14 protein-coding genes are annotated in these 19,298 nt (G+C 72.7%); 9 read left to right on the forward strand and 5 right to left on the reverse strand.

Annotated features, from left to right (window positions below; all coding sequences use genetic code 11):
• Window positions 1-12: 12 nt before the first annotated feature.
• Both ACFMQL_RS28840 and scpA read left to right on the forward strand, forming a co-directional pair.
• Window positions 13-1,758 carry a methylmalonyl-CoA mutase family protein gene (locus tag ACFMQL_RS28840; RefSeq protein ID WP_378787925.1) on the forward strand — a complete coding sequence of 582 codons (1,746 nt, stop codon included), beginning with the start codon at window positions 13-15 and terminating at the stop codon, window positions 1,756-1,758.
• On the forward strand, window positions 1,755-3,899 hold the full coding sequence (scpA, locus tag ACFMQL_RS28845; RefSeq protein WP_364054286.1) for a methylmalonyl-CoA mutase: 2,145 nt from the start codon (window positions 1,755-1,757) through the stop codon (window positions 3,897-3,899). Before ACFMQL_RS28840 ends, scpA begins: the two co-directional genes overlap by 4 nt.
• A 52-nt stretch (window positions 3,900-3,951) precedes the next feature.
• Here the strand turns inward: scpA and ACFMQL_RS28850 are convergent, their stop codons facing one another.
• The gene (locus ACFMQL_RS28850) at window positions 3,952-6,177 is read right to left on the reverse strand and encodes a serine/threonine-protein kinase (RefSeq protein ID WP_378787927.1); all 2,226 of its coding nucleotides are present in this window, start codon (window positions 6,175-6,177) and stop codon (window positions 3,952-3,954) included.
• A gap of 110 nt (window positions 6,178-6,287) precedes the next feature.
• Between ACFMQL_RS28850 and meaB the strand changes: the two genes are divergently transcribed.
• From meaB to ACFMQL_RS28870, 4 genes are all read left to right on the forward strand, one after another.
• Window positions 6,288-7,247: a methylmalonyl Co-A mutase-associated GTPase MeaB gene (meaB, locus tag ACFMQL_RS28855; RefSeq protein WP_364054280.1), complete on the forward strand. Its 960-nt coding sequence runs from the start codon at window positions 6,288-6,290 to the stop codon at window positions 7,245-7,247.
• Window positions 7,248-7,395: 148 nt separating this feature from the next.
• Window positions 7,396-9,603, forward strand: a complete 2,208-nt coding sequence (locus tag ACFMQL_RS28860; RefSeq protein WP_378787929.1) for a CehA/McbA family metallohydrolase — start codon at window positions 7,396-7,398, stop codon at window positions 9,601-9,603.
• A 152-nt stretch (window positions 9,604-9,755) separates the two neighbouring features.
• Window positions 9,756-10,376, forward strand: a complete 621-nt coding sequence (locus ACFMQL_RS28865) for a TetR/AcrR family transcriptional regulator (protein ID WP_364054274.1) — start codon at window positions 9,756-9,758, stop codon at window positions 10,374-10,376.
• On the forward strand, window positions 10,373-11,467 hold the full coding sequence (locus ACFMQL_RS28870) for an acyltransferase family protein (protein WP_364054271.1): 1,095 nt from the start codon (window positions 10,373-10,375) through the stop codon (window positions 11,465-11,467). Before ACFMQL_RS28865 ends, ACFMQL_RS28870 begins: the two co-directional genes overlap by 4 nt.
• Before the next feature lie 47 nt (window positions 11,468-11,514).
• On the opposite strand, the gene ACFMQL_RS28875 is transcribed toward ACFMQL_RS28870, so the two are convergent.
• Window positions 11,515-13,275 (reverse strand): AMP-dependent synthetase/ligase, encoded by a 1,761-nt coding sequence (locus tag ACFMQL_RS28875; RefSeq protein WP_378787931.1) that lies wholly within the window; start codon window positions 13,273-13,275, stop codon window positions 11,515-11,517.
• Window positions 13,276-13,702: 427 nt separating this feature from the next.
• Here ACFMQL_RS28875 and ACFMQL_RS28880 point away from each other — a divergent pair, with 427 nt between their 5' ends.
• Window positions 13,703-15,535: an ATP-binding cassette domain-containing protein gene (locus ACFMQL_RS28880; RefSeq protein WP_364054265.1), complete on the forward strand. Its 1,833-nt coding sequence runs from the start codon at window positions 13,703-13,705 to the stop codon at window positions 15,533-15,535.
• Window positions 15,536-15,677: 142 nt separating this feature from the next.
• The gene (locus ACFMQL_RS28885; protein WP_364054262.1) at window positions 15,678-16,541 is read left to right on the forward strand and encodes a hypothetical protein; all 864 of its coding nucleotides are present in this window, start codon (window positions 15,678-15,680) and stop codon (window positions 16,539-16,541) included.
• Window positions 16,542-16,607: 66 nt separating this feature from the next.
• On the opposite strand, the gene ACFMQL_RS28890 is transcribed toward ACFMQL_RS28885, so the two are convergent.
• Window positions 16,608-16,859, reverse strand: coding sequence for a zf-TFIIB domain-containing protein (locus ACFMQL_RS28890; protein WP_364054259.1), 252 nt, complete (start codon window positions 16,857-16,859; stop codon window positions 16,608-16,610).
• A 59-nt stretch (window positions 16,860-16,918) separates the two neighbouring features.
• On the reverse strand, window positions 16,919-17,776 hold the full coding sequence (locus ACFMQL_RS28895; protein ID WP_364054256.1) for a phosphotransferase: 858 nt from the start codon (window positions 17,774-17,776) through the stop codon (window positions 16,919-16,921).
• 256 nt (window positions 17,777-18,032) lie between these two features.
• Here ACFMQL_RS28895 and ACFMQL_RS28900 point away from each other — a divergent pair, with 256 nt between their 5' ends.
• Window positions 18,033-18,920 carry a TIGR03619 family F420-dependent LLM class oxidoreductase gene (locus ACFMQL_RS28900; RefSeq protein ID WP_378787935.1) on the forward strand — a complete coding sequence of 296 codons (888 nt, stop codon included), beginning with the start codon at window positions 18,033-18,035 and terminating at the stop codon, window positions 18,918-18,920.
• Here the strand turns inward: ACFMQL_RS28900 and ACFMQL_RS28905 are convergent.
• Window positions 18,917-19,291, reverse strand: a complete 375-nt coding sequence (locus ACFMQL_RS28905) for a VOC family protein (RefSeq protein ID WP_364054250.1) — start codon at window positions 19,289-19,291, stop codon at window positions 18,917-18,919. The two genes, ACFMQL_RS28900 and ACFMQL_RS28905, sit on opposite strands and share 4 nt — an antisense overlap.
• Window positions 19,292-19,298: the final 7 nt, after the last annotated feature.

The raw sequence follows: 19,298 nt of genomic DNA on the forward strand, positions 1-19,298 counted from the left end.
ACTATCCGAACCATGGAACTGGCAGCGGGGTTCGCTCCCACCTCACGGGACGACTGGCGGGCGCTGGCCGCGCAGGTGCTGCGCAAGTCGGGGATCGAGACGGACTCCCCGGAGCAGGCGCTGTCCAGGACGACGTACGACGGGCTGACGATCGCGCCGCTCTACGACGCGAACGACCTGCCCGGCGACCCCGGCCGCCCCGGAGCCGCCCCCTACGTGCGGGGCTCGCGCGTGCGCGGCGGCTGGGACGTGCGGCAGCGGCACGCCGTGCCCGACCCCGATGCCGTGCTCGCCGACCTGGAGAACGGCGTCACCTCGCTCTGGCTGGTCGTCGGCGACGGCGCCATCCCGGTGAGCGCGCTCGGCACCGTGCTCAAGGACGTCTACCTGGACCTCGCGCCCATCGTCCTGGAAGCGGGGGAGCAGACCCCCGAGGCCGCCGAGGCCCTGCTCGCGCTGGCCGCCGAGCGCGGCGTCGAGCCGTCCGGCAACCTGGGCGCCTCGGCGGCGCGCGGCACCGGCGGTGCCGAGCTGGCGCAGCGCTGCCTGGAGCGGCATCCGGGGCTGCGGGCCGTGACCGTGGACGCCACGCCGTGCCACGACGCGGGCGGCAGCGACGCCGAGGAGCTGGCCTGCTCGATCGCGGCGGGCGTCGCCGAGCTGCGCGCGCTCACCGCTGCCGGGCTCAGCGCCGAACAGGCGCTCGGGCAGATCGAGTTCCGGTACGCCGCCACCGCCGACCAGTTCGCCACCATCGCCAAGCTGCGGGCCGCGCGCCGCCTGTGGGCCAGGGTCGCCGAGGTCTGCGGCGCGCCCGGCGCGGGCGGCCAGCTGCAGCACGCCGTCACCGGCTCGGCCATGATGACCGTCCGCGACCCGTGGGTGAACCTGCTGCGCACCACCCTGGCCTGCTTCGGCGCCGGGGTCGGCGGGGCCGCGGCGATCACCGTGCAGCCGTTCGACGCCTGTCTCGGGCTGCCCGACGACTTCTCCAGGCGGCTCGCCCGCAACATCCAGTCGCTGCTGCTCGAGGAGTCGGGGCTCGGGCGCGTCATCGACCCGGCCGGCGGCTCCTGGTACGTCGAACGCCGCACCGCCGACCTCGCCTCCGCCGCGTGGTCCTTCTTCCAGGAGATCGAGGCGGCCGGCGGCATCCTGGAGGCGGGGACGCTGATCGCCGAGCGCATCGCCGCCACCCGCGCGCGCCGCGACGACGACATCGCGCACCGCCGCTTTCCCATCACCGGGGTGAGCGAGTTCCCCGACCCGGCCGAGAAGCCGCTACGCCGCGACAGCGCGCCCGTGCCGCGCGAGTCCGGGTCCGGGCTGCCGAGGATCCGGTACGCCGAGCCGTACGAGCGGCTGCGCGACCTCGCCGACGCCCAGCCCGAGCGGCCCACGGTGTTCCTGGCCACGATCGGCCCCCTGGCCGCCCACAGCGCGCGGGCCACGTTCGCCGCCAACCTGTTCCAGGCGGGCGGCCTCGCCGTCGAGACCGCGGGGCCCGGCACCGACCCCGAGGAGATCGCCGCCGCGTTCGCCGCCAGCGGCACCTCCGTCGCCTGCCTGTGCTCCACCGACCGGCTCTACGAGCAGCACGCCGTCTCCGTCGCGGCCGCGCTGCGCAGGGCCGGGGCGAAGAAGGTGTGGCTGGCGGGGAAGGGACGTTACGAGGGGGTGGACGCGAACCTCTACGCCGGTTGCGACGTGCCGGCCGTGCTCCGCGAGACGTTCGACGACCTGGAGGTGACCCGATGATCCCGGACTTCTCCGGCATCCCGCTCGGCCCCCTGCCCGAGCCCGCAGGGGCCCCCGAGCCGGACGGCGAGGTGTGGGAGACGCCCGAGGGCATCGCGGTCAAGCCGCTCTACACCGCCGCCGATCTGGACGGGCTCGACTTCCTGCGCACCTACCCGGGCGCGCCGCCGTACCTGCGCGGGCCGTACCCCACCATGTACGTCAACCAGCCGTGGACCATCCGCCAGTACGCCGGCTTCTCCACCGCCGAGGACTCCAACGCCTTCTACCGGCGCAACCTGGCGGCCGGGCAGAAGGGCCTGTCGGTGGCGTTCGACCTGGCCACGCACCGCGGCTACGACTCCGACCACCCGCGCGTCGCGGGCGACGTGGGCATGGCGGGGGTCGCGATCGACTCGATCTACGACATGCGGCAGCTCTTCGAGGGCATCCCGCTCGACCGCATGTCGGTGTCCATGACCATGAACGGCGCGGTGCTGCCCGTCCTGGCCCTCTACATCGTGGCGGCGGAGGAGCAGGGCGTCGCGCCCGAGCAGCTCGCGGGGACCATTCAGAACGACATCCTCAAGGAGTTCATGGTCCGCAACACCTACATCTATCCACCGGCGCCGTCGATGCGCATTATTTCGGATATTTTCGCTTACACGAGCGAAAAGATGCCGAAATTCAATTCCATCAGTATTTCCGGCTATCACATCCAGGAAGCCGGCGCCACGCTGGACCTGGAGCTGGCCTACACGCTCGCCGACGGCGTCGAATACCTGCGCGCGGGCACCGCCGCCGGGCTCGACATCGACCGGTTCGCGCCCCGGCTGTCGTTCTTCTGGTGCATCGGCATGAACTTCTTCATGGAGGTCGCCAAGCTGCGCGCCGCCCGGCTGCTGTGGGCCAAACTCGTCTCGCAGTTCGGGGCGAAGAACCCCAAGTCGCTCAGTTTGCGTACGCACAGCCAGACCTCCGGCTGGTCGCTGACCGCCCAGGACGTCTTCAACAACGTCGCCCGCACCTGCGTCGAGGCCATGGCCGCCACCCAGGGCCACACCCAGTCGCTGCACACCAACGCCCTCGACGAGGCGCTCGCCCTGCCCAGCGACTTCTCCGCCCGCATCGCCCGCAACACCCAGCTCCTCCTGCAGCAGGAGTCCGGCACCACGCACGTCATCGACCCGTGGGGCGGCTCCTACTACGTCGAACGCCTCACCCACGACCTCGCCGCCCGCGCCTGGCAGCACATCCAGGAGGTCGAGGAGGCCGGCGGCATGGCCAAGGCCATCGAGGCGGGGCTGCCCAAGCTGCGCATCGAGGAGGCCGCCGCCCGTACGCAGGCCCGCATCGACTCCGGCAGGCAGCCGGTGATCGGCGTCAACAAGTACCGGGCCGACGAGGACCGCGACATCGAGGTGCTCAAGGTCGACAACAGCGCCGTACGCGCGAGCCAGCTCGAAAAACTCGCCCGGCTCAAGGCCGAACGCGACCCCGACGCCGTGCGGCGCGCTCTCGACGCGCTCACCAAGGCCGCCTCGCACCCCGCGCCCGGCCTGGAGCACAACCTGCTCAAGCTGTCCGTGGACGCCGCCCGCGCCAAGGCCACCGTGGGCGAGATCTCCGAGGCCCTGGAGAAGGTGTTCGGGCGGCACGCCGAGCCGGTGCGTACGATCACTGGCGTGTACCGCGACGAGTCAGGCCAGGCCGCCGGCATCGAGCGGGCCCGCCGCGCCTGCGACGCCTTCGCCGAGACCGAGGGGCGCAGGCCGCGCATCCTGGTCGCCAAGATGGGGCAGGACGGCCACGACCGCGGCCAGAAGGTGATCGCCACCGCCTTCGCCGACCTCGGCTTCGACGTCGACGTCGGCCCGCTGTTCCAGACCCCTGAGGAGGTCGCCAGGCAGGCGGTCGAGGCCGACGTGCACATCGTCGGCGTCTCGACGCTGGCCGGCGGGCACCTCACGCTGGTGCCCGCGCTGCGCGACGCGCTCGCCGCGCTCGACGCCTCCGACATCATGATCGTCGTCGGCGGCGTCATCCCGCCCGGCGACGAGGACGCGCTGCGCGCCGCAGGCGCCGCCGCCATCTTCCCGCCCGGCACCGTCATCGCCGACGCCGCCTTGGACCTCCTGGAGCAGCTCAGCAAGCGCCACTAGCCGGGCGCGGCCCCCGAAGCGCCGCCGGTCCTGGCGGCTCAGGCGGCGGGCGTCAGTAGGTGCCCTGCTCGCACATCGGGACCGAGACCGTGCGCTCGACGGCCACCGGCGCGGTGATGCGCAGCGTCACGCGGTGCACGCCGCCGGTGCTGCGCAGGGTGCGGGGCGCGGCGAGGTAGCGCTCGCCGTTCGCCGAGATCACCGCCGAGGAGCGGCCGATCGCGGTGCCGTCGACCAGCCAGGTGTAGCTGAACGTCGTCGCCGCGCCGCTGCGCCGCACCAGGGCCTGCAGCGTCACCTGGCCGCCCGACCAGCAGTCGCCGGTCCTGGTGCCGCCCGCGCGCACGTAGACGAGGCGCAGCCGGTTCGTCGCGTTCGACGCGGTCTGCGTCTTGCGGTCGTCGGCCGGGAGCGTGGACGCGGTGACATCCGGGCCGGCGGTGGACCGCTGGGCGCCCGCATCCGACGACTCCTCGGCCGGCTGCTCCTCGGACGACGGCGGCTCGGCCGGCGCGGTGGCGGGCCGGGTGGCCGCAGGTGTGGTGGGGACGTTGCTGGTGGCGGGCACATTCCCCGTCTTCGGGGTGGGTTCGGTCGGGGTGAGCCAGATGATCGCGGCGCCCAGCACGCATACGGACACGCCGGAGACGCCCGCGATGGCCAGCGTCTTGACCCGGCGCCGCCGCGACGGACGGGCCGCGGGCCGCTCCTGGCCGTCCCCGCCGTCCCCGGTTCCCTGACCGCTCTCCTGGCCGCTCGCCGCCGTGCCGCCCGTGGTGCCCTGGCCGACCGCGGCGATCAGGCTGCCCGTCGCGCCGGGCGCGCCTGCGAACCCGCCCGCCGGAGCGCCGAACCCGGCGGACGCAGAGCCGGAGCCGCCCGCCGACGAACCCGGGCCGCCCGCCGGAGCGCCGAACCCGGTCGAGCCGGAGCCTCCAGCGGCCGGGCCCGACCCGCCCGTCCTGTCCCCGAAGCCGGGGCGCGCAGACGCCGGCTCGAAGCCGTGGGCACCCGCCCCGCCACCGGAGCCGGCGTGGTCGCGGGGCGATCGCGTACCTGCCGGCGGCGCGTCGAAGGCGACCGGCGCGCCCAGCGGCACGGCGCTCCCTCGCCGGTCCCGGGCGCCGGAGGGCGGCTCCACCGGCGACGACAGGTCGAACAGCGCCTGCAACGACGCGGCCGTCTGGCCGTTCTGGGCGCTCACGTCGTGCCCGCCCTGCTCGGGCCCGCGCCGCTCCTCGCGGGAGCGCTCGCCCCCATGAGCCTGGGCGTCGTCCGAACGGGCCGCGCCGTGGGCGTCACGCGGGTGCCCGCCCGCAGCGTGGGCCTCTGCGGCCTGGGCCGCGCCCGGCCGGTCAGAAGGGGCGTCCTGGGCGGCGGCGGAGCCGAAGTCGCGGGTGGTGGCCTCGGCGGGACGGCGGCGCGGCAACGGCGGCACGTTCTGCCGGTCGGGTGTGTCGTAGGCGTCCGGGGCGGCGTGCGGTGCCAGGGTGCGCCGGGAGGGCGAGGTCAGCTTGAGCAGCACGTCACGCATGGACGGCCGCGCGCCCGGGTCCTTGGCCAGGCAGGCGGTGACGACGTCGCGCAGCGGCCGCTCCAGCTCACCGAGCTCCGGCTCGTCGTGCAGGATGCGGTTGATCACGGCGGGCAGCGCGTCGTCGCCGAACGGCGGCACGCCGGTGGCCGCGAACACGATGACCGAGGCCCACGAGAACACGTCGGCCGCCGCGCCCACCGGCCGCCCGGCGAGCTGCTCGGGCGCCATGTACGCGGGCGTCCCCGCGATGTTGCTGGTGGCCTTCATGCCCGAGCCGAGCACCGCGGCGATGCCGAAGTCCACGAGCTTCGCGCCGTCGGGGCCGAGCAGCACGTTGGACGGCGTGAGGTCGCCGTGCACGACGCCGGCCTGGTGAATGGCGTCGAGCGCGGTCGCGGTGGCCACGGCGAGCCGCTGCAGCTCCGCGCCGCCGCGCCGGCCCGCCTGCTGCAACGAGGGCCCGTCCACGTACTCGGAGACGATGTACGGCCTGCCGCTGGTCGAGGCGTCGAGCACCCGCGCGAGGCAGAACGGCTCGACCTTGCGCGCGGCGGCGACGGCCGCGGCCAGGCGGTCGTCCACGGCCAGGCCCTCGCGCAGCAGCTTGACGGCGACCGGGGTTCCGTTGCGTGCCTGGCCGAGGTAGACGACACCGTGGCCGCCCGCGCCGAGGCGTCCGACCAGCCGGTAGGGCCCCACCGCTGCCGGGTCGCCCTCGCGGAGGGGTTCGACGTTGGGCATGAGGGGAGTGACTCCTGTGACGGCTGTGAAACGAACTCCAGCACCCTACTGGCAAAAGTCAACATTTGTCAGAAGTTAGGCTCATCAACTGCGAAGAAAGGGGTGGTGGGGTGCACTCGCTGGAGGACTACGTCCGGGGCGTGCGGGCCGGTTCCCGTACGTGGATCGCCCGCGCGATCACGCTGGTCGAGTCGACCAGGGCCGATCACAACGCGCTCGCGCAGCGGCTGCTCGTCGAGCTGACCCCGCTCACCGGGCAGGCCCGCAGGGTGGGCGTGTCCGGCGTGCCGGGTGTGGGGAAGTCCACGTTCATCGACGCGCTCGGCACGAAGCTGACCGGCGAGGGGCACAAGGTCGCCGTGCTGGCCGTGGACCCGTCGTCCACCAGGACGGGCGGCAGCATCCTCGGCGACAAGACCCGCATGGCCCGCCTGGCCGCCGACCCCGGCGCCTTCATCCGGCCCTCGCCCACCTCCGGCACCCTCGGCGGCGTGGCCAAGGCCACCAGGGAGGCCATGGTCGTGGTGGAGGCGGCCGGCTTCGACGTCGTCGTGGTGGAGACCGTCGGCGTCGGGCAGTCGGAGACCACGGTGGCCGACATGGTGGACACGTTCCTGCTGCTCACCCTGGCCCGCACCGGCGACCAGCTCCAGGGCATCAAGAAGGGCGTGCTGGAGCTGGCCGACGTCATCGCGGTCAACAAGGCCGACGGCGAGTACGCGCTGCCCGCCAAGAAGGCGGCGCGCGAGCTGGCGGGCGCGCTGCGCATGCTGCGTACGGACTCGGCCCCGCCGCCCGTGCTGACCTGCAGCGCGCTGACCGGCGAGGGGCTGGACGAGGTCTGGGAGAAGGTGCTCGCCCACCAGGACGGCCTCGACCTGGCCGCCAAGCGCCGCCGCCAGCAGGTGGACTGGACCTGGGCGCTGGTGCGCGACCGGCTGCTCGCCGAGTTGCGCACGCACCCCCGGGTGGCGGAGATCAGCGCGGAGGTCGAGCGCGCGGTGCTGGCGGGGGAGGTGACCCCCGCGCTGGCCGCGGAGCGCATTCTGTCCGCATTCACCCGATCCTGATCCGGCAGGCGGAGCAGCATCGGAACCCCTCAGGTTGAGATACCTCTCCCGGGGATGAGGATTCCCCCTCCGCCCCGCTCCGGCCCGGCGAAACCGCCGTGTGATCCGTGCCACGATGGCGCGCAACCGACGTGGGGGAGGGGCGCACATGGGTGCGGATTCGATGCTGCCCGGAAGGGTGACCGACGAGCTCGAGGAGTACGGCCGCCTCCTCGACCGCCACGGCATCACCTGGGGAGAACCGGAGATCCATTACGTGAAGTTCTTCGCCCGGCGGAAGGTTCTGCCGCCTGCGCTTTTCGACCGCTTCTGGAGCCTGGTCCACCAGGCCGTGGCGGACGAACATCCGGGCGAGCCATGTGACCGGCTCGCCGCCCGGCTCGCCGAGCCCGACTACGACCGCGTCCTGCGCGACACCCTCGACGGGGAGCTGCCGGGACACCTCGTCGCCGTCCGCATCGGGCCAGGCGCGGTCTCGCTGGAGGGCGCGCCGCGCACAGTGCTGGTCACCGCAGAGGACACGGCGGGGAGGCGTGCGGAGGCGGGCGGGCGGCTTGCGGAGGTGGAGGCGGGCGGGAAACCTGCCGAGGCGGCCGGGCGGGGAGGCTCCGCCGCACCCTGGCAGGGGGAGCGGGCGCCGCTGCCGGGACGCGGGGTAGAGCGGATCTCGCTGCTGTTCGACTCCAGGCGCGACGAGCCCTGCACGGTCAGCGTGGACGACACCCGGCGGGTGCTCGCGCCGCGCGGCGCCTGGCTGGTCGAGGCGGACCAGGACAGCGTGATCGTGGTGGGCGGCGAGCGCGTACGCCTGGACAGCCTGCTGCGTCCCGTGCGCGCGGCCAGGCTGCGCCTGTCGGCGGGGCTGCCGTGCCGGTGGAGCGTGGTGGCCGAGGACGGCAGCGGCTGGTTCCCGTCCGGCGTGCCGCACCGCTACGACTACCACGGCCGCCCGTACTTCCACGGCGACGACCTCGTGGTGGAGGTCCCCTGCCTGCCGCTGACCGTGCGGGTGGCCAGGGGCATGGAGTACGGCGAGCGCGAGCTGGCGCTCACCCCGGTCCCCGGCGCCGAGCAGCTCGTCGAGCTGATCCCGGACCGCCTGTACGACGCCGCCGCCCGCGGCTGGTACGGCGGCGACCTGCACGTCCACCTCAACTGGGCGGGCGACCTGGTGGCCGTGCCCGCCGACGCGGCCGCCGCGCAGCTCGGTGAGGACCTGCACGTGCTCAACCTGCTGGCGGGCAACGTGTCGGGCCGCCGCGTGTACGACAGGGAGGCGCTCGAACACTGGACCGGCCGCGACCTGCCATGGTCGGACGCCACCCACGTGGCCAGGATGGGCGTCGAGTACCGCAACGACCTGCTCGGCCACATCTACGCCTTCGCGCCGCGCTCGGCCCCCGGCCGCTATCACACGGGGTTCGAGGACGACGCCGACTGGCCGCCGAACGCCGACGGGCTGCGCGAGCTGCGCGGACTCGGGGCGCTCGTCGGCTACAGCCACCCCTTCCACGGCGCGATCGGCGACGGGGACTCGCCGTCCGGCGTGGTCTCGCCGGTGCCGCGCGACTGCACCGCCCGCGAGCTGGTCGCCGACGCCGCGCTCGGGCTCGTGGACAGCCTCGACGTGCTCACCCACGCCTCCATCCCGGCCACGGCGGCCGTCTACCGGCGGCTGATCGGCGCGGGCAACCGGCTGGCGGTCACCGCGGGCACGGACGCGATGATCTCCTTCACGCGTTCCGACACCCACTCGAACCCGCCCGGCTGGGCGCGCGTCTACGCGCAGGTCGAGGGCGAGCTGACCGCGCGCTCGTTCGCCGCCGCCGTGCGCGCGGGCCGCACGTTCGCCACCACCGGCCCGTGGCTTGAGCTGGACGTCAACGGCCACGGCCCCGGCCACGTCATCCACGCCACGGAGGGCGACCGGGTCACGGTCACGGCCGCCGCCGTCGGGCCCGAGGTGGTGGCGGTCCGCATCCGCACCGCCGAGGGCGTGCGCGCCGGGGCCGAGCGGCTGGCACCCGACGGCCGCGACGGCGGTGACGACGTGCTGACGGTGACGGCGGAGCTGACGCTGGACGCGCCCACGTACGTGGTGGCCGAGGCGCTCTGCGAGCCGCACCCGCGCACGCTGACCGCCACCGGGTACGCGCTGACCAGCCCCGTCTACGTGAACGTGGAGGGCAGGCCGGTGGCGCGGCGCGAGGACGTGCTGTGGTGCCTGGAGTGGCTTGACCTGCTGGAGGAGCTGATCCGCCAGCACGGGAGGCTGGTGAGCCCGTACCAGTTCGGCGACCACATGTCCCTGCTGGAACAGGCCAGGACGGTCTACCTGAGCCGCCTGGAGTCCTGAGCCGCCCCGCATCGAGGACACGGGCCTGCCACTGGGGCCGCCTGGAGTCCTGCGCCGGCCTCATCGAAAAGACGGGCCCGCCACGGCGGGCCCGTTCGCATGCCCGGGCCCTGCTCATTCGAGCCTCTGGCCGAGTGTGTTAAATTTTGGCCATGCGGTCAGAAAATGGGACGAGCGGCCAGAAGTCGCGCTCGTTCATCGAGGAGGCCAGGCGGGCGCAGATCGTGGCCGCGGCCATCGAGGTCATCGCCGAGGCGGGGTACGGCCAGGCGTCGCTCGCCCGGATCGCCAAGCACGCCGGCATCAGCAAGGGGGTGATCTCCTACCACTTCGCCGGCAAGGACGAACTGATGGAGGAAGTGGTCGAGCGGACCTACGGCGGCATCGCCGAGCACGTCATGGCCAGGATGGAAGGGCTCACCACGGCGACCGAGCTGCTCCGGGCGTACGTCCTCGCCGTGGCCGAGCACATGCGCGGCCACCGTGCGCAGCTCGCGGCGCTCGGGGAGATCTTCCACAACTTCAGGGACGCCGACGGCAAACCCCGCTACGGCGTGCACACCAGCGAGCAGATCTACCAGACGCTCGAGCACTTCTACCGGATGGGGCAGGAGAGCGGCGAGTTCCGCGACTTCGACGTCCGCGTCATGGCCGTCACCCAGTCGGCCGCCATCGACAACATGTTCGCCTACTGGGCCGCCCACCCCGAACACGACCTCGACGCCCACGCCAATGAGCTCGCCGACCTCTTCGAAAGGGCCTGCCGCGCATGACGACCGCCACCACCACCCCCGACACCACAAGGACGCTCAGGCTCTACGCCATCGACAACCTGCGCATCGTGCTGACCGTGCTGGTGGTCGCCCACCACGTCGCGGTCACCTACGGCACCATCCCCGTCTGGTACTACCTGGAGCCCGCCCGTGACTCCACCGGCGGCCTGCTGGACCTGCTGGTGGTCGTCAACCAGGCGTTCTTCATGGGGTTCTTCTTCCTCATCTCCGGCTATTTCACCCCGGGCTCGCACGCGCGCAAGGGCGGGCGCGGGTTCGTCCGCGACCGGCTGATCAGGCTCGGCATCCCGCTGCTCGTCTTCCTCCTGCTGCTGCGCCCGATCGTGACCGCCGGCGTGTACGCCGACCTCGACGGCCTGCCGTACTGGCAGTTCTACCTGCTCTCCTGGGACCCGGGCCCCATGTGGTTCGCCGAGGTGCTGATCGTCTTCGCGCTGCTCTACGCCGCCTGGCGGGCCCGCAGGCCGCTGCCCGAGCGGCGGGACCTTCCGCTGCGGGCGCGGCAGATCGTGCTGTTCGCGCTGGGGCTCGCGGCGGTGACCGCCGTGTGGCGGATCTGGGTGCCGGCCGGCTCGTACGTGCCCGTGCTCGGCCTGCCGTCGCCCCACTTCCTGCCGCAGTACGCCGCCATGTTCGCGGCCGGATGCGTGGCCTGGCGGCGCGGCTGGTACACCTCGCTGCCCGCGCGCGCCGGCCGGATCGGGCTGATCGCGGCCGCCGTGTCGACCGCGACCGTGCTGCCCGCCTCGCTCATGACGACCGGGATGGTCTCGACCGCGCTGACCGCGCTGTGGGAGACGGCCTTCGCGATCAGCATGATCATCGGGCTGACCGTGCTGTTCAGGGAGCGCTTCAACACGCAGGGGCCGCGCGGGCGCTTCCTCGCCCAGCACGCCTTCACCGTCTACATCGTCCACCCGCTGGTGCTCGTCGGGCTCGGCTACGCGCTCCGCCCGCTGGAGGCGATCGCGATCGTCAAGTTCGCGATCATGCTGGTGCTCGCGCTCCCGCTGTGCTGGGGGCTGGCCTACCTGGTGCGCTCGCTGCCGGGCGCCAAGCGGGTGCTGTGAGCCGCGCCCGGCAGCCGTGAGCGGACCGTCCCAAGGTCCTCAAACCCTCAAGCGTCGTAGAAGCCGTCGAGGACGCTGCCGTAACGCTCCTCGACGGCCTTCCGCTTGATCTTGAGGCTGGCGGTCAGCTCGCCCGTCTCCACCGTGAAGTCGCTGCCCAGGATGGCGAACTTCTTGACCGTGGCGTAGCTCGCCTCGCCCGCGTTCACCTGCTGGATCGCCTTCTCCACCTCGGCCCGCATGCGCGGGTGCTCGCGCAGCTCCTCGGGGTCGAGCGGCAGCGACTGGGCCTGCGCCCACGGCCTGACCACCTCCATGTCGAGGGTGACCAGGCAGGTGACGTAGTTGCGGCGGTCGCCGTGCACGAACACGTGCGACACGTACGGGCAGGCCGCCTTGATCTTGCCTTCCAGGTAGGTCGGGGCGACGTACTTGCCGCCCGAGGTCTTGATCAGCTCCTTCTTGCGGTCGGTGATGCGCAGCCGGCCCACGTCGTCCAGCTCGCCGATGTCGCCCGTGTGCAGCCAGCCGTCCTCCAGCGCCTCGGCGGTGTCCTCGGGCAGGTTGTGATAGCCGCGCATGATGCCGCGCCCCTTGATGAGGATCTCGCCGTCGTCGTCGGCGATGCGCACCTCGGTGCCGGGGAACGGCAGGCCGACCGTGCCGAACTTGACCGACTCCGGCCGGTTGAGGAACGTGCCCGCCGACGACTCCGTCAGGCCGTAGCCCTCGAGGATGGTCAGCCCGGCGGCGTCGAAGAACTCGGCGATGTCCTGTGACAGCGGGGCCGCGCCCGAGATGAAGTAGCGGATCCTGCCGCCGAACCGCTCGCGCAGCTTGGCGAAGACCAGCCGGTCGGCGAGCGCGTACTCGATGCGGGTGGTGATCGGCACCGGCACGCCGCGCTGGCGGGCCCGTACGACCCTGATGCCGGTCTTGCGCGCCCACTCGAAGATGCGCAGCTTGAGCCCGCCCTCGTTGCGCATGTTCGCCACGACCGTGTTGTGGATCTTCTCGAAGATGCGCGGTGCGGCGGCCATGAACGTGGGCCGCAGCACGCCGAGGTTCTCGGCGATCTTGTCCAGGCGGCCGTCGATGGCGGTCGGCACGCCCTGGCCGATCATCACCACCTCCAGCAGCTTGCCGAACGAGTGCGACAGCGGCAGCCAGAGGAAGTGCAGGTCGGACGGGGAGATCAGGTTGATCTCGCGGACCGCATCGGCGGTGTAGAGCCAGTTGTCGTGGGTCAGCTCCACGCCCTTGGGGCGGCCGGTGGTGCCCGAGGTGTAGATGAGCGTGGCCAGGTCGTCCTGGGCGATGGCGTCCACCATGGCGTCGTAGTCGCCCTCGTCCGCGGGGACCGAGTCGAGCGGGATCACCCAGCCGTCGTCGCTGGGCGTGCCGTCGATGACGATCACATGGCTGACGCCGGGCAGCTCCTTGCGCACCGACTCGAGCTTGGCGACCTGGTCGTCGTTCTCGGCGATGACGATCGTGCTGCCCGAGTCGCTGATGATGAACGCGGACTCCGCCGCGGTGTTGGACGGGTAGATCGTGGTCGTCGCCGCGCCGGTGGCCAGCACGGCCAGGTCGCACAGGATCCACTCGAGACGGGTCGAGCAGAGTATCGACACGCGGGCGCCGGGGCCGGAGCCGAGCTTCGCCAGGCCCAAGGCCAGCCCGCGTACCCGGTCGCCCACCTCGCGCCATGACAGCGAGATCCACCCGTCGTCCGAGGGCACACGGTACGCCTCGGCGTCGGGGGTGGCCGCGATCCGGTCGCGGAGCAGGGAGGGAATGCTGGACATGCCTGACCTCCTGGGGGGTGGTTGGCCCCGACTTTAAGGTGAGTGCGGCCTTTCCGTCGATGGGTGATCAATGACGCCGCCGCCGGTGCTCTCCCCACGGCGGAGCGTCTTGCCTGGCCCGGAGGCTTCGCGTAAGCTCCCCACGTCCTGTCGCCGATCTGTGAGGGCAGCAGATTTGAGGATCTGAGGTCGCGGGCACCGCGCCGTGCCGCCCTGCCGTGAGCACCCGTACTCGGGCACCCCGTTGTGGGCGCCCTGCCGCGGGCCGCGCCTGGGCGTGCGCGCGTCACCTGGACCTCCGGCGGATCCTCGTCGTTCGTTTCGCAGGCCGCGGGCTCTTCCTGCGAGCCTCCACGCTGACGCGTGCGCATGCGGTGATTCCCGCAAAGTCGCGATATTTCCGACTTTTGTGATGGGAGCCGCTTTTATGGCCTTTTCGATTGTTGTAGATCACGTGTCCTTTTCCTGGCCGGACGGCACGTCTGTGCTCGACAAGCTCGACGCCGCCTTCCCCGCCGGGCGTACCGGGCTGATCGGGGTCAACGGGTCGGGCAAGTCCACGCTGCTGCGGATCATCGCCGGAGAGCTGGCGCCGCGCTCGGGGTCCGTCACCGTCTCCGGGGTGCTCGGCTACCTGCCGCAGACCGTGCCGCTGCGCGCCGGCCGTACCGTGTCCGACCTGCTGGAGATCACCCGCAAGCGGGAGGCGCTGCACGCCATCGAACGCGGCGATGTGGCCGAGGAGCACTTCGCCGTCATCGGCGACGACTGGGACGTCGAGGAGCGCGCCCGCGCCGAGCTGGACCGCCTCGGGCTCGGCCACGTCGGGCTCGACCGCACCGTGGGCACGCTGTCCGGCGGCGAGGCCGTCATGGTCGCGCTCGCCGCGCAGCTGCTCAAGCGCCCGGACGTGCTGCTGCTCGACGAGCCGACCAACAACCTCGACCTGGACGCCAGGCAGCGGCTCTACGCCGCCGTCACCGCCTGGCAGGGCGTGCTGCTCGTCGTCAGCCACGACCGGGCGCTGCTCGAGCTGGTCGACCAGATCGCCGAGCTGCGCGACGGCGCCGTCCGCCTGTACGGGGGGAACCTCAGCGCGTACGAGGAGCAGGCCGCCGCCGAACAGGAGGCCGCCGAGCGCGGCGTGCGCACGGCCGAGGGCGAGGTCCGCCGCCGGCAGCGCGAGCTGATCGAGGCGCGGACCAGGATCGAGCGGAGCGCCAGAGCCGGGAGGAAGGCGTTCGAGAACAAGAAGGTGAGCAAGATGGCCGCGGGCGCGCTCAAGCGCAAGGCCCAGGTGACGGCGGGCAAACAGCGCGCCCTGCACGAGGAGCGGCTGGCGGAGGCGCGCGAGCGGCTGCGCGAGGCCGAACAGGCGGTGCGCGACGACGCGGAGATCCGCATCGAGCTGCCCGGCACCGAGGTGCCCACGGGCCGCGTCGTCCTGGACCTCCCGCTCGACCCGCCGCCCGCCAGGCTCCTAGACCCGCCCGCCCCGCCCTCTGGTCCGCTCGCAGATCCGGTCGGGCCGCCGGTTCAGCCGGACGGCGCGGACGGACAGCGGGACGGCGTGAGCGGGCGCCAGGACGGCGCGGACGGGCAGGTGGACGGGGTCGATGGGCCGGCGGACGAGGCCGACGGGCCGAGGGGCGAGGTCGACGGGCCGAGGGGCGAGGCCGACGGGCCGAGGGACCGGGTCGGTGGGCCGGGGGACGGGGCCGATGGGGTGCGGAGGATCGTGCTGGAGAGGCTGGTCGTGCGCGGGCCCGAGCGGATCGCGCTGCTCGGACCCAACGGCTCCGGCAAGACCACGCTGCTCAAGCGCATCGTCGCCCACGGCGCGAACGTGCCCGTCCGCTACCTGCCGCAGCGGCTCGACCTGCTGGACGACCGGCTGAGCGTGGTGGACAACGTCCGCGCCGTGGCACCGTCGGCCTCGATCAACGAGGTACGGGCCCGCCTGGCCCGCTTCCTGTTCCGCGGGGAGCGCGCCGAGCGGCAGGCGGGCACGCTGTCGGGCGGCGAGCGCTTCCGCGCGACGCTGGCCGCGTTGCTGTCGGCCGAGCCGCCGCCCCAGCTCCTGCTGCTCGACGAGCCGACCAACAACCTCGACCTGGCCAGCGTCAGGCAGCTCGCCGAGGCGCTGTCGGCGTACCGGGGCGCGCTGATCGTGGCCAGCCACGACATGCCGTTCCTGGAGACGCTCGGCATCACCCGCTGGCTGCGGCAGGACCGTGAGGAGGGACTGTCGGCATCGTAATTGACGGTTAGGGATCAATCCGGAGATAGTGTGGCAGGTGGCTACACCCCGGTTGATTTCCTGCGTTCTCGCCCTCGCTACCGTCACCGCCCTCGGCGCGTGTTCCTCGGCCGGGGAGTCACCGACCGGGGGAGACTCGAAGGTGTCCGGCGTCGCGGGCGGCGACGGCACCGCCTCCGATGGCGGCGAGTCGAAGGCGGCGCTGACGCCCGAGGCGTACAAGGAAGAGCTGCAGAGCCGGCGCAAGGCGATGACCGACGCGATCACCGGGCTGGCCAAGGCGCGCGGGCTCAAGGCGCTCGGCCAGCGGGTGGACAAGGCCGAGGAGACGCTGAGCGGCGCCGCCGAGGCGCTTGCCGCCATCACGCCGCCCGAGGACGTGCGGGCCCAGCACGAGGCGTACGTCGCCGGCCTGCGCGACGTCGCCACCGGGCTCGGCTCCACGGCCGGCAAGGTCGGCGCCCGTGACCTGTGCACCTCCTCGGCCGTGCTCGCCGACCTCCGTGACAAGCTGGCCGCGCTCGACAAGGCGGGCCGCGCCCTGCAGACCGCCGGCGACTACCCGGCCGACGTCGTCAACGTCAAGGCCGGGGAGCGCCGCACGCGGCGGCTGCGCAACGGCGCGTTCGTCCGCAAGGGCGGCACCCTCGACGGCCGCAGCACGCTGGAGATCGACAACGGCGGAGACCTCGACGCCGTGGTGACCGCGCTCAGGGGCGGCAGCAAGGTGTTCAGCGTGTACGTGCGCAAGAAGGCGACGTTCAAGGTCAAGGGCGTGCGCGACGGCAACTACAAGATCTACTTCACGCACGGCACCGACTGGGACGGCAAGACCGGCGCCTTCACCCGGGACTGCAGCTTCGAACGGTTCGAGAAGACCGTGAAGTTCAAGACGACGTACACGGCGACGCAGATCCTCTGGCACGACTGGCGGCTCACGCTGCACGCCATCAGCGGCGGCAACGCCCGCACCACGCAGGTGGACCCCGACGACTTCCCGGGCTGATCCGGACCTCGTGAGACGGGGAAGGCCGCGCTTCCCGGCAGGAGCGCGGCCTCGACGACGATCAGATCAGGTGGAGAACAGCATGCCCACCCAGCTGCGCTGGCGGTGGTGACCGTAGTGGCCGTGGTGGGGAGCACCCCAGGCCGGGCCGGGGGCGGGCGGAGGCGGGGGCGCCGCGTGGTACTGAGCCTCCAACCTGGTCAGCGTCTCGAGCTCGCCGTAGTCGAGAAAGATACCCCGGCAGTTGTCACACTGCTCGATGTGGACGCCGTTGCGCTCATAAGTCCGCATGTTTCCGCGGCACTTGGGGCACTGCATCTAAGTCGTTCTCCTTGGCTTCCGAGGTCTCGAAGTGAAACCTACCGCGCGCAACCCCGTCACGCCCTGACGATTCTGTTGCACGCCTCGACTAACGAATGCTCGACCTCGTCCAGTTCCCGGCCTTCGCGGTCGGCGTTCACCACGGCCGCGGCGGCGAGCTGGATGGTGAGCGCCCTGGCCGGAACGTCCAGCCACCGCCACGGGTCGTCGCCTGGGCCGAGCGCGGGCCCTCCCGAGGCGAGGTAGGCGCCCAGGAACCGCTCCCACACGGCCGGTTCGAGCAGGCCGGCGGCGTACCAGGCGGCCGGTCTCGCGAGGTCCCACGCGGGGTCGCCCACACCGAGGTCGTCGACGTCGATGAGCAGCCAGCGCTCGCGGTGGACGAGCTGGCCGAGGTGCCAGTCGCCGTGCGTCAGCAGCCCCGGCGCGGGCGGCGGGTCGGGCAGCTCCTTGAACGCCCGCCGGATGAGCTGCTCCACCGGCCCGTCGCCCGGCATGCGATCGACCGCGCGCGCCGCCCTGGCCGGGCCGCCCGCGGGCGGCAGCTCAGGAAGCAGCGTCAGCGGCACGGCGTGCAGCCTGGCCAGCAGCCGCGCGCCCTCCTCCCAAGGCGCCGCGCCCGGGTCGTCGTCCTGCGAGATCGGCCGCCCGGCCGGCCACACCGTCACCGCGCGGCCCGCCGCCGACAGCACCTCGGGCTCCAGCGGGGCCAGCATCACGCCGCTCAGCGCGGCGCTCGCCGCCGCGCGCAGCCTCGGTCGCAGCGCCTCCGGGTCGTCGCGCGCCGAGTGGGCCTTCACCACGACCTCGCCCAGCCGTAAGACCCTCACGTCGGTGCGCGTCGGATGCCACACGGGCGTGCCCGTCCCGCCGTACGCGGCGGCGATGCCCGCCAGCTCCTCCTCCAAGCCCACGCCTCCAGACTATGCGCCGCCGCCGCGGACGATCATCGGGTCAGCCGCAGTGCAGGTTGCCGCACTTGACGGACGTCCAGGCGGGCGACCCCCCAAGACGTCGATGCACTGGTCGCGCGCGGAGACGTACACCGGCCCGCCTGGTAGAGGTGCTCGCCGGGGCCGGTGCCGCAGGGCCCGGTCGCGCTCGCGGGGGCGGCGCCGGGCTCCGGACAGGCGGCTGTCCAGGGGAGATCAGGTCGGTCAGACTAGGCGTATGAGAGTTGGTTTCGCCGTACCCGTGTCGGGGCCGTGGGCCACGCCGGAGCATGTGCGCCGGGTCGCCGTCAGGGCAGAGGAGCTCGGCTACGCGGAGCTGTGGACGTTCCAGCGGCTGCTCTATCCGGTGGGCAGCAGCATGGGGCCCACCTACCGCGCCGTCCACGATCCGCTGATCACGCTGGCGCACGTGTCGGGCGTGACGAGCCGCATCGGGCTCGGCGTCGCCGTGATCAACGCGTACGTGCCGCCGGTCCTGCTGGCCAAACAGCTCGCCACCCTGCAGACGCTGTCGGGCGGGCGGGTCACGGCGGGCATCGGCCTGGGCTGGCTGCCGGAGGAGTTCGAGGCCAGCGGCGTGGACATGGCGCGGCGCGGGCGCAGGGGCGAGGAGTTCGTCGAGCTGCTGCGCCGGGCGTGGACCGACGACGTGGTCGCCCACAGCGGCGAGTTCTACCGGGTGCCGCCCGCCCACATCGACCCCAAGCCGGAGCCGGGGCCGCCGCGCGTCCTGCTCGGCGGGACGGCCGACGTCGCGCTGCGCAGGGCCGCCCGGCTGGCCGACGGCTGGGTCAGCTCCAGCAGGGAGGACCTGACGGCCATCGGCGGCAGGATCCGGATGATCAAGGAGGAGCTGGCGGCGGCAGGGCGCGACCCGGAGGCGTTCAGGTTCGTGGTGCGCGGCGTGACGCGGGTGCGGCAGGCCGGCGAGGAGCGGCCGCTGTCGGGCACGTACGACAAGATCCGCCGCGACGTGGCCGAGCTGGCCGAGGCCGGCGTCACCGACGTCTTCCACGACCTCAACTTCGACCAGGACATCGCCTCGGCCGACGCCAAGGAGGCGATGCGCAGGGCCGAGGAGGCGCTGGAGGCGCTCGCGCCCTAGCCGCCGTACGGCACGGTGATGATCTCCAGGTTGTGGCCGTTGGGGTCGGACCAGTAGAGCCCGCGCCCGCCGTCGTTGCGGTTGATCCGCCCCGGCTGCCGGTGGTACGGATCGGCCCAGTACGTCAGGCCGCGCTCCCTGATCCGGCCCCAGATCTCATCGAACTCCTCCTCGCTCACCAGGAACGCGTAGTGCAGTGCCGGCACCTCGCCGGCCTGCGCGACGTCGAGCGAGACCCCGTTGCTCAGCGTCACGACGCGGAAGGGACCGTAGACCGGCGCCGGCTCCAGGCCGAGCACGTCCACGAGGAAGTCCGCCGTGGCGTCCCGGTCCCTGGCCGGCACGATCGTGTGGTTCAGCTGGACGCTCATATTCGCA

The organism is Nonomuraea fastidiosa, assembly GCF_042751225.1.
Lineage (GTDB): Bacteria > Actinomycetota > Actinomycetes > Streptosporangiales > Streptosporangiaceae > Nonomuraea > Nonomuraea fastidiosa.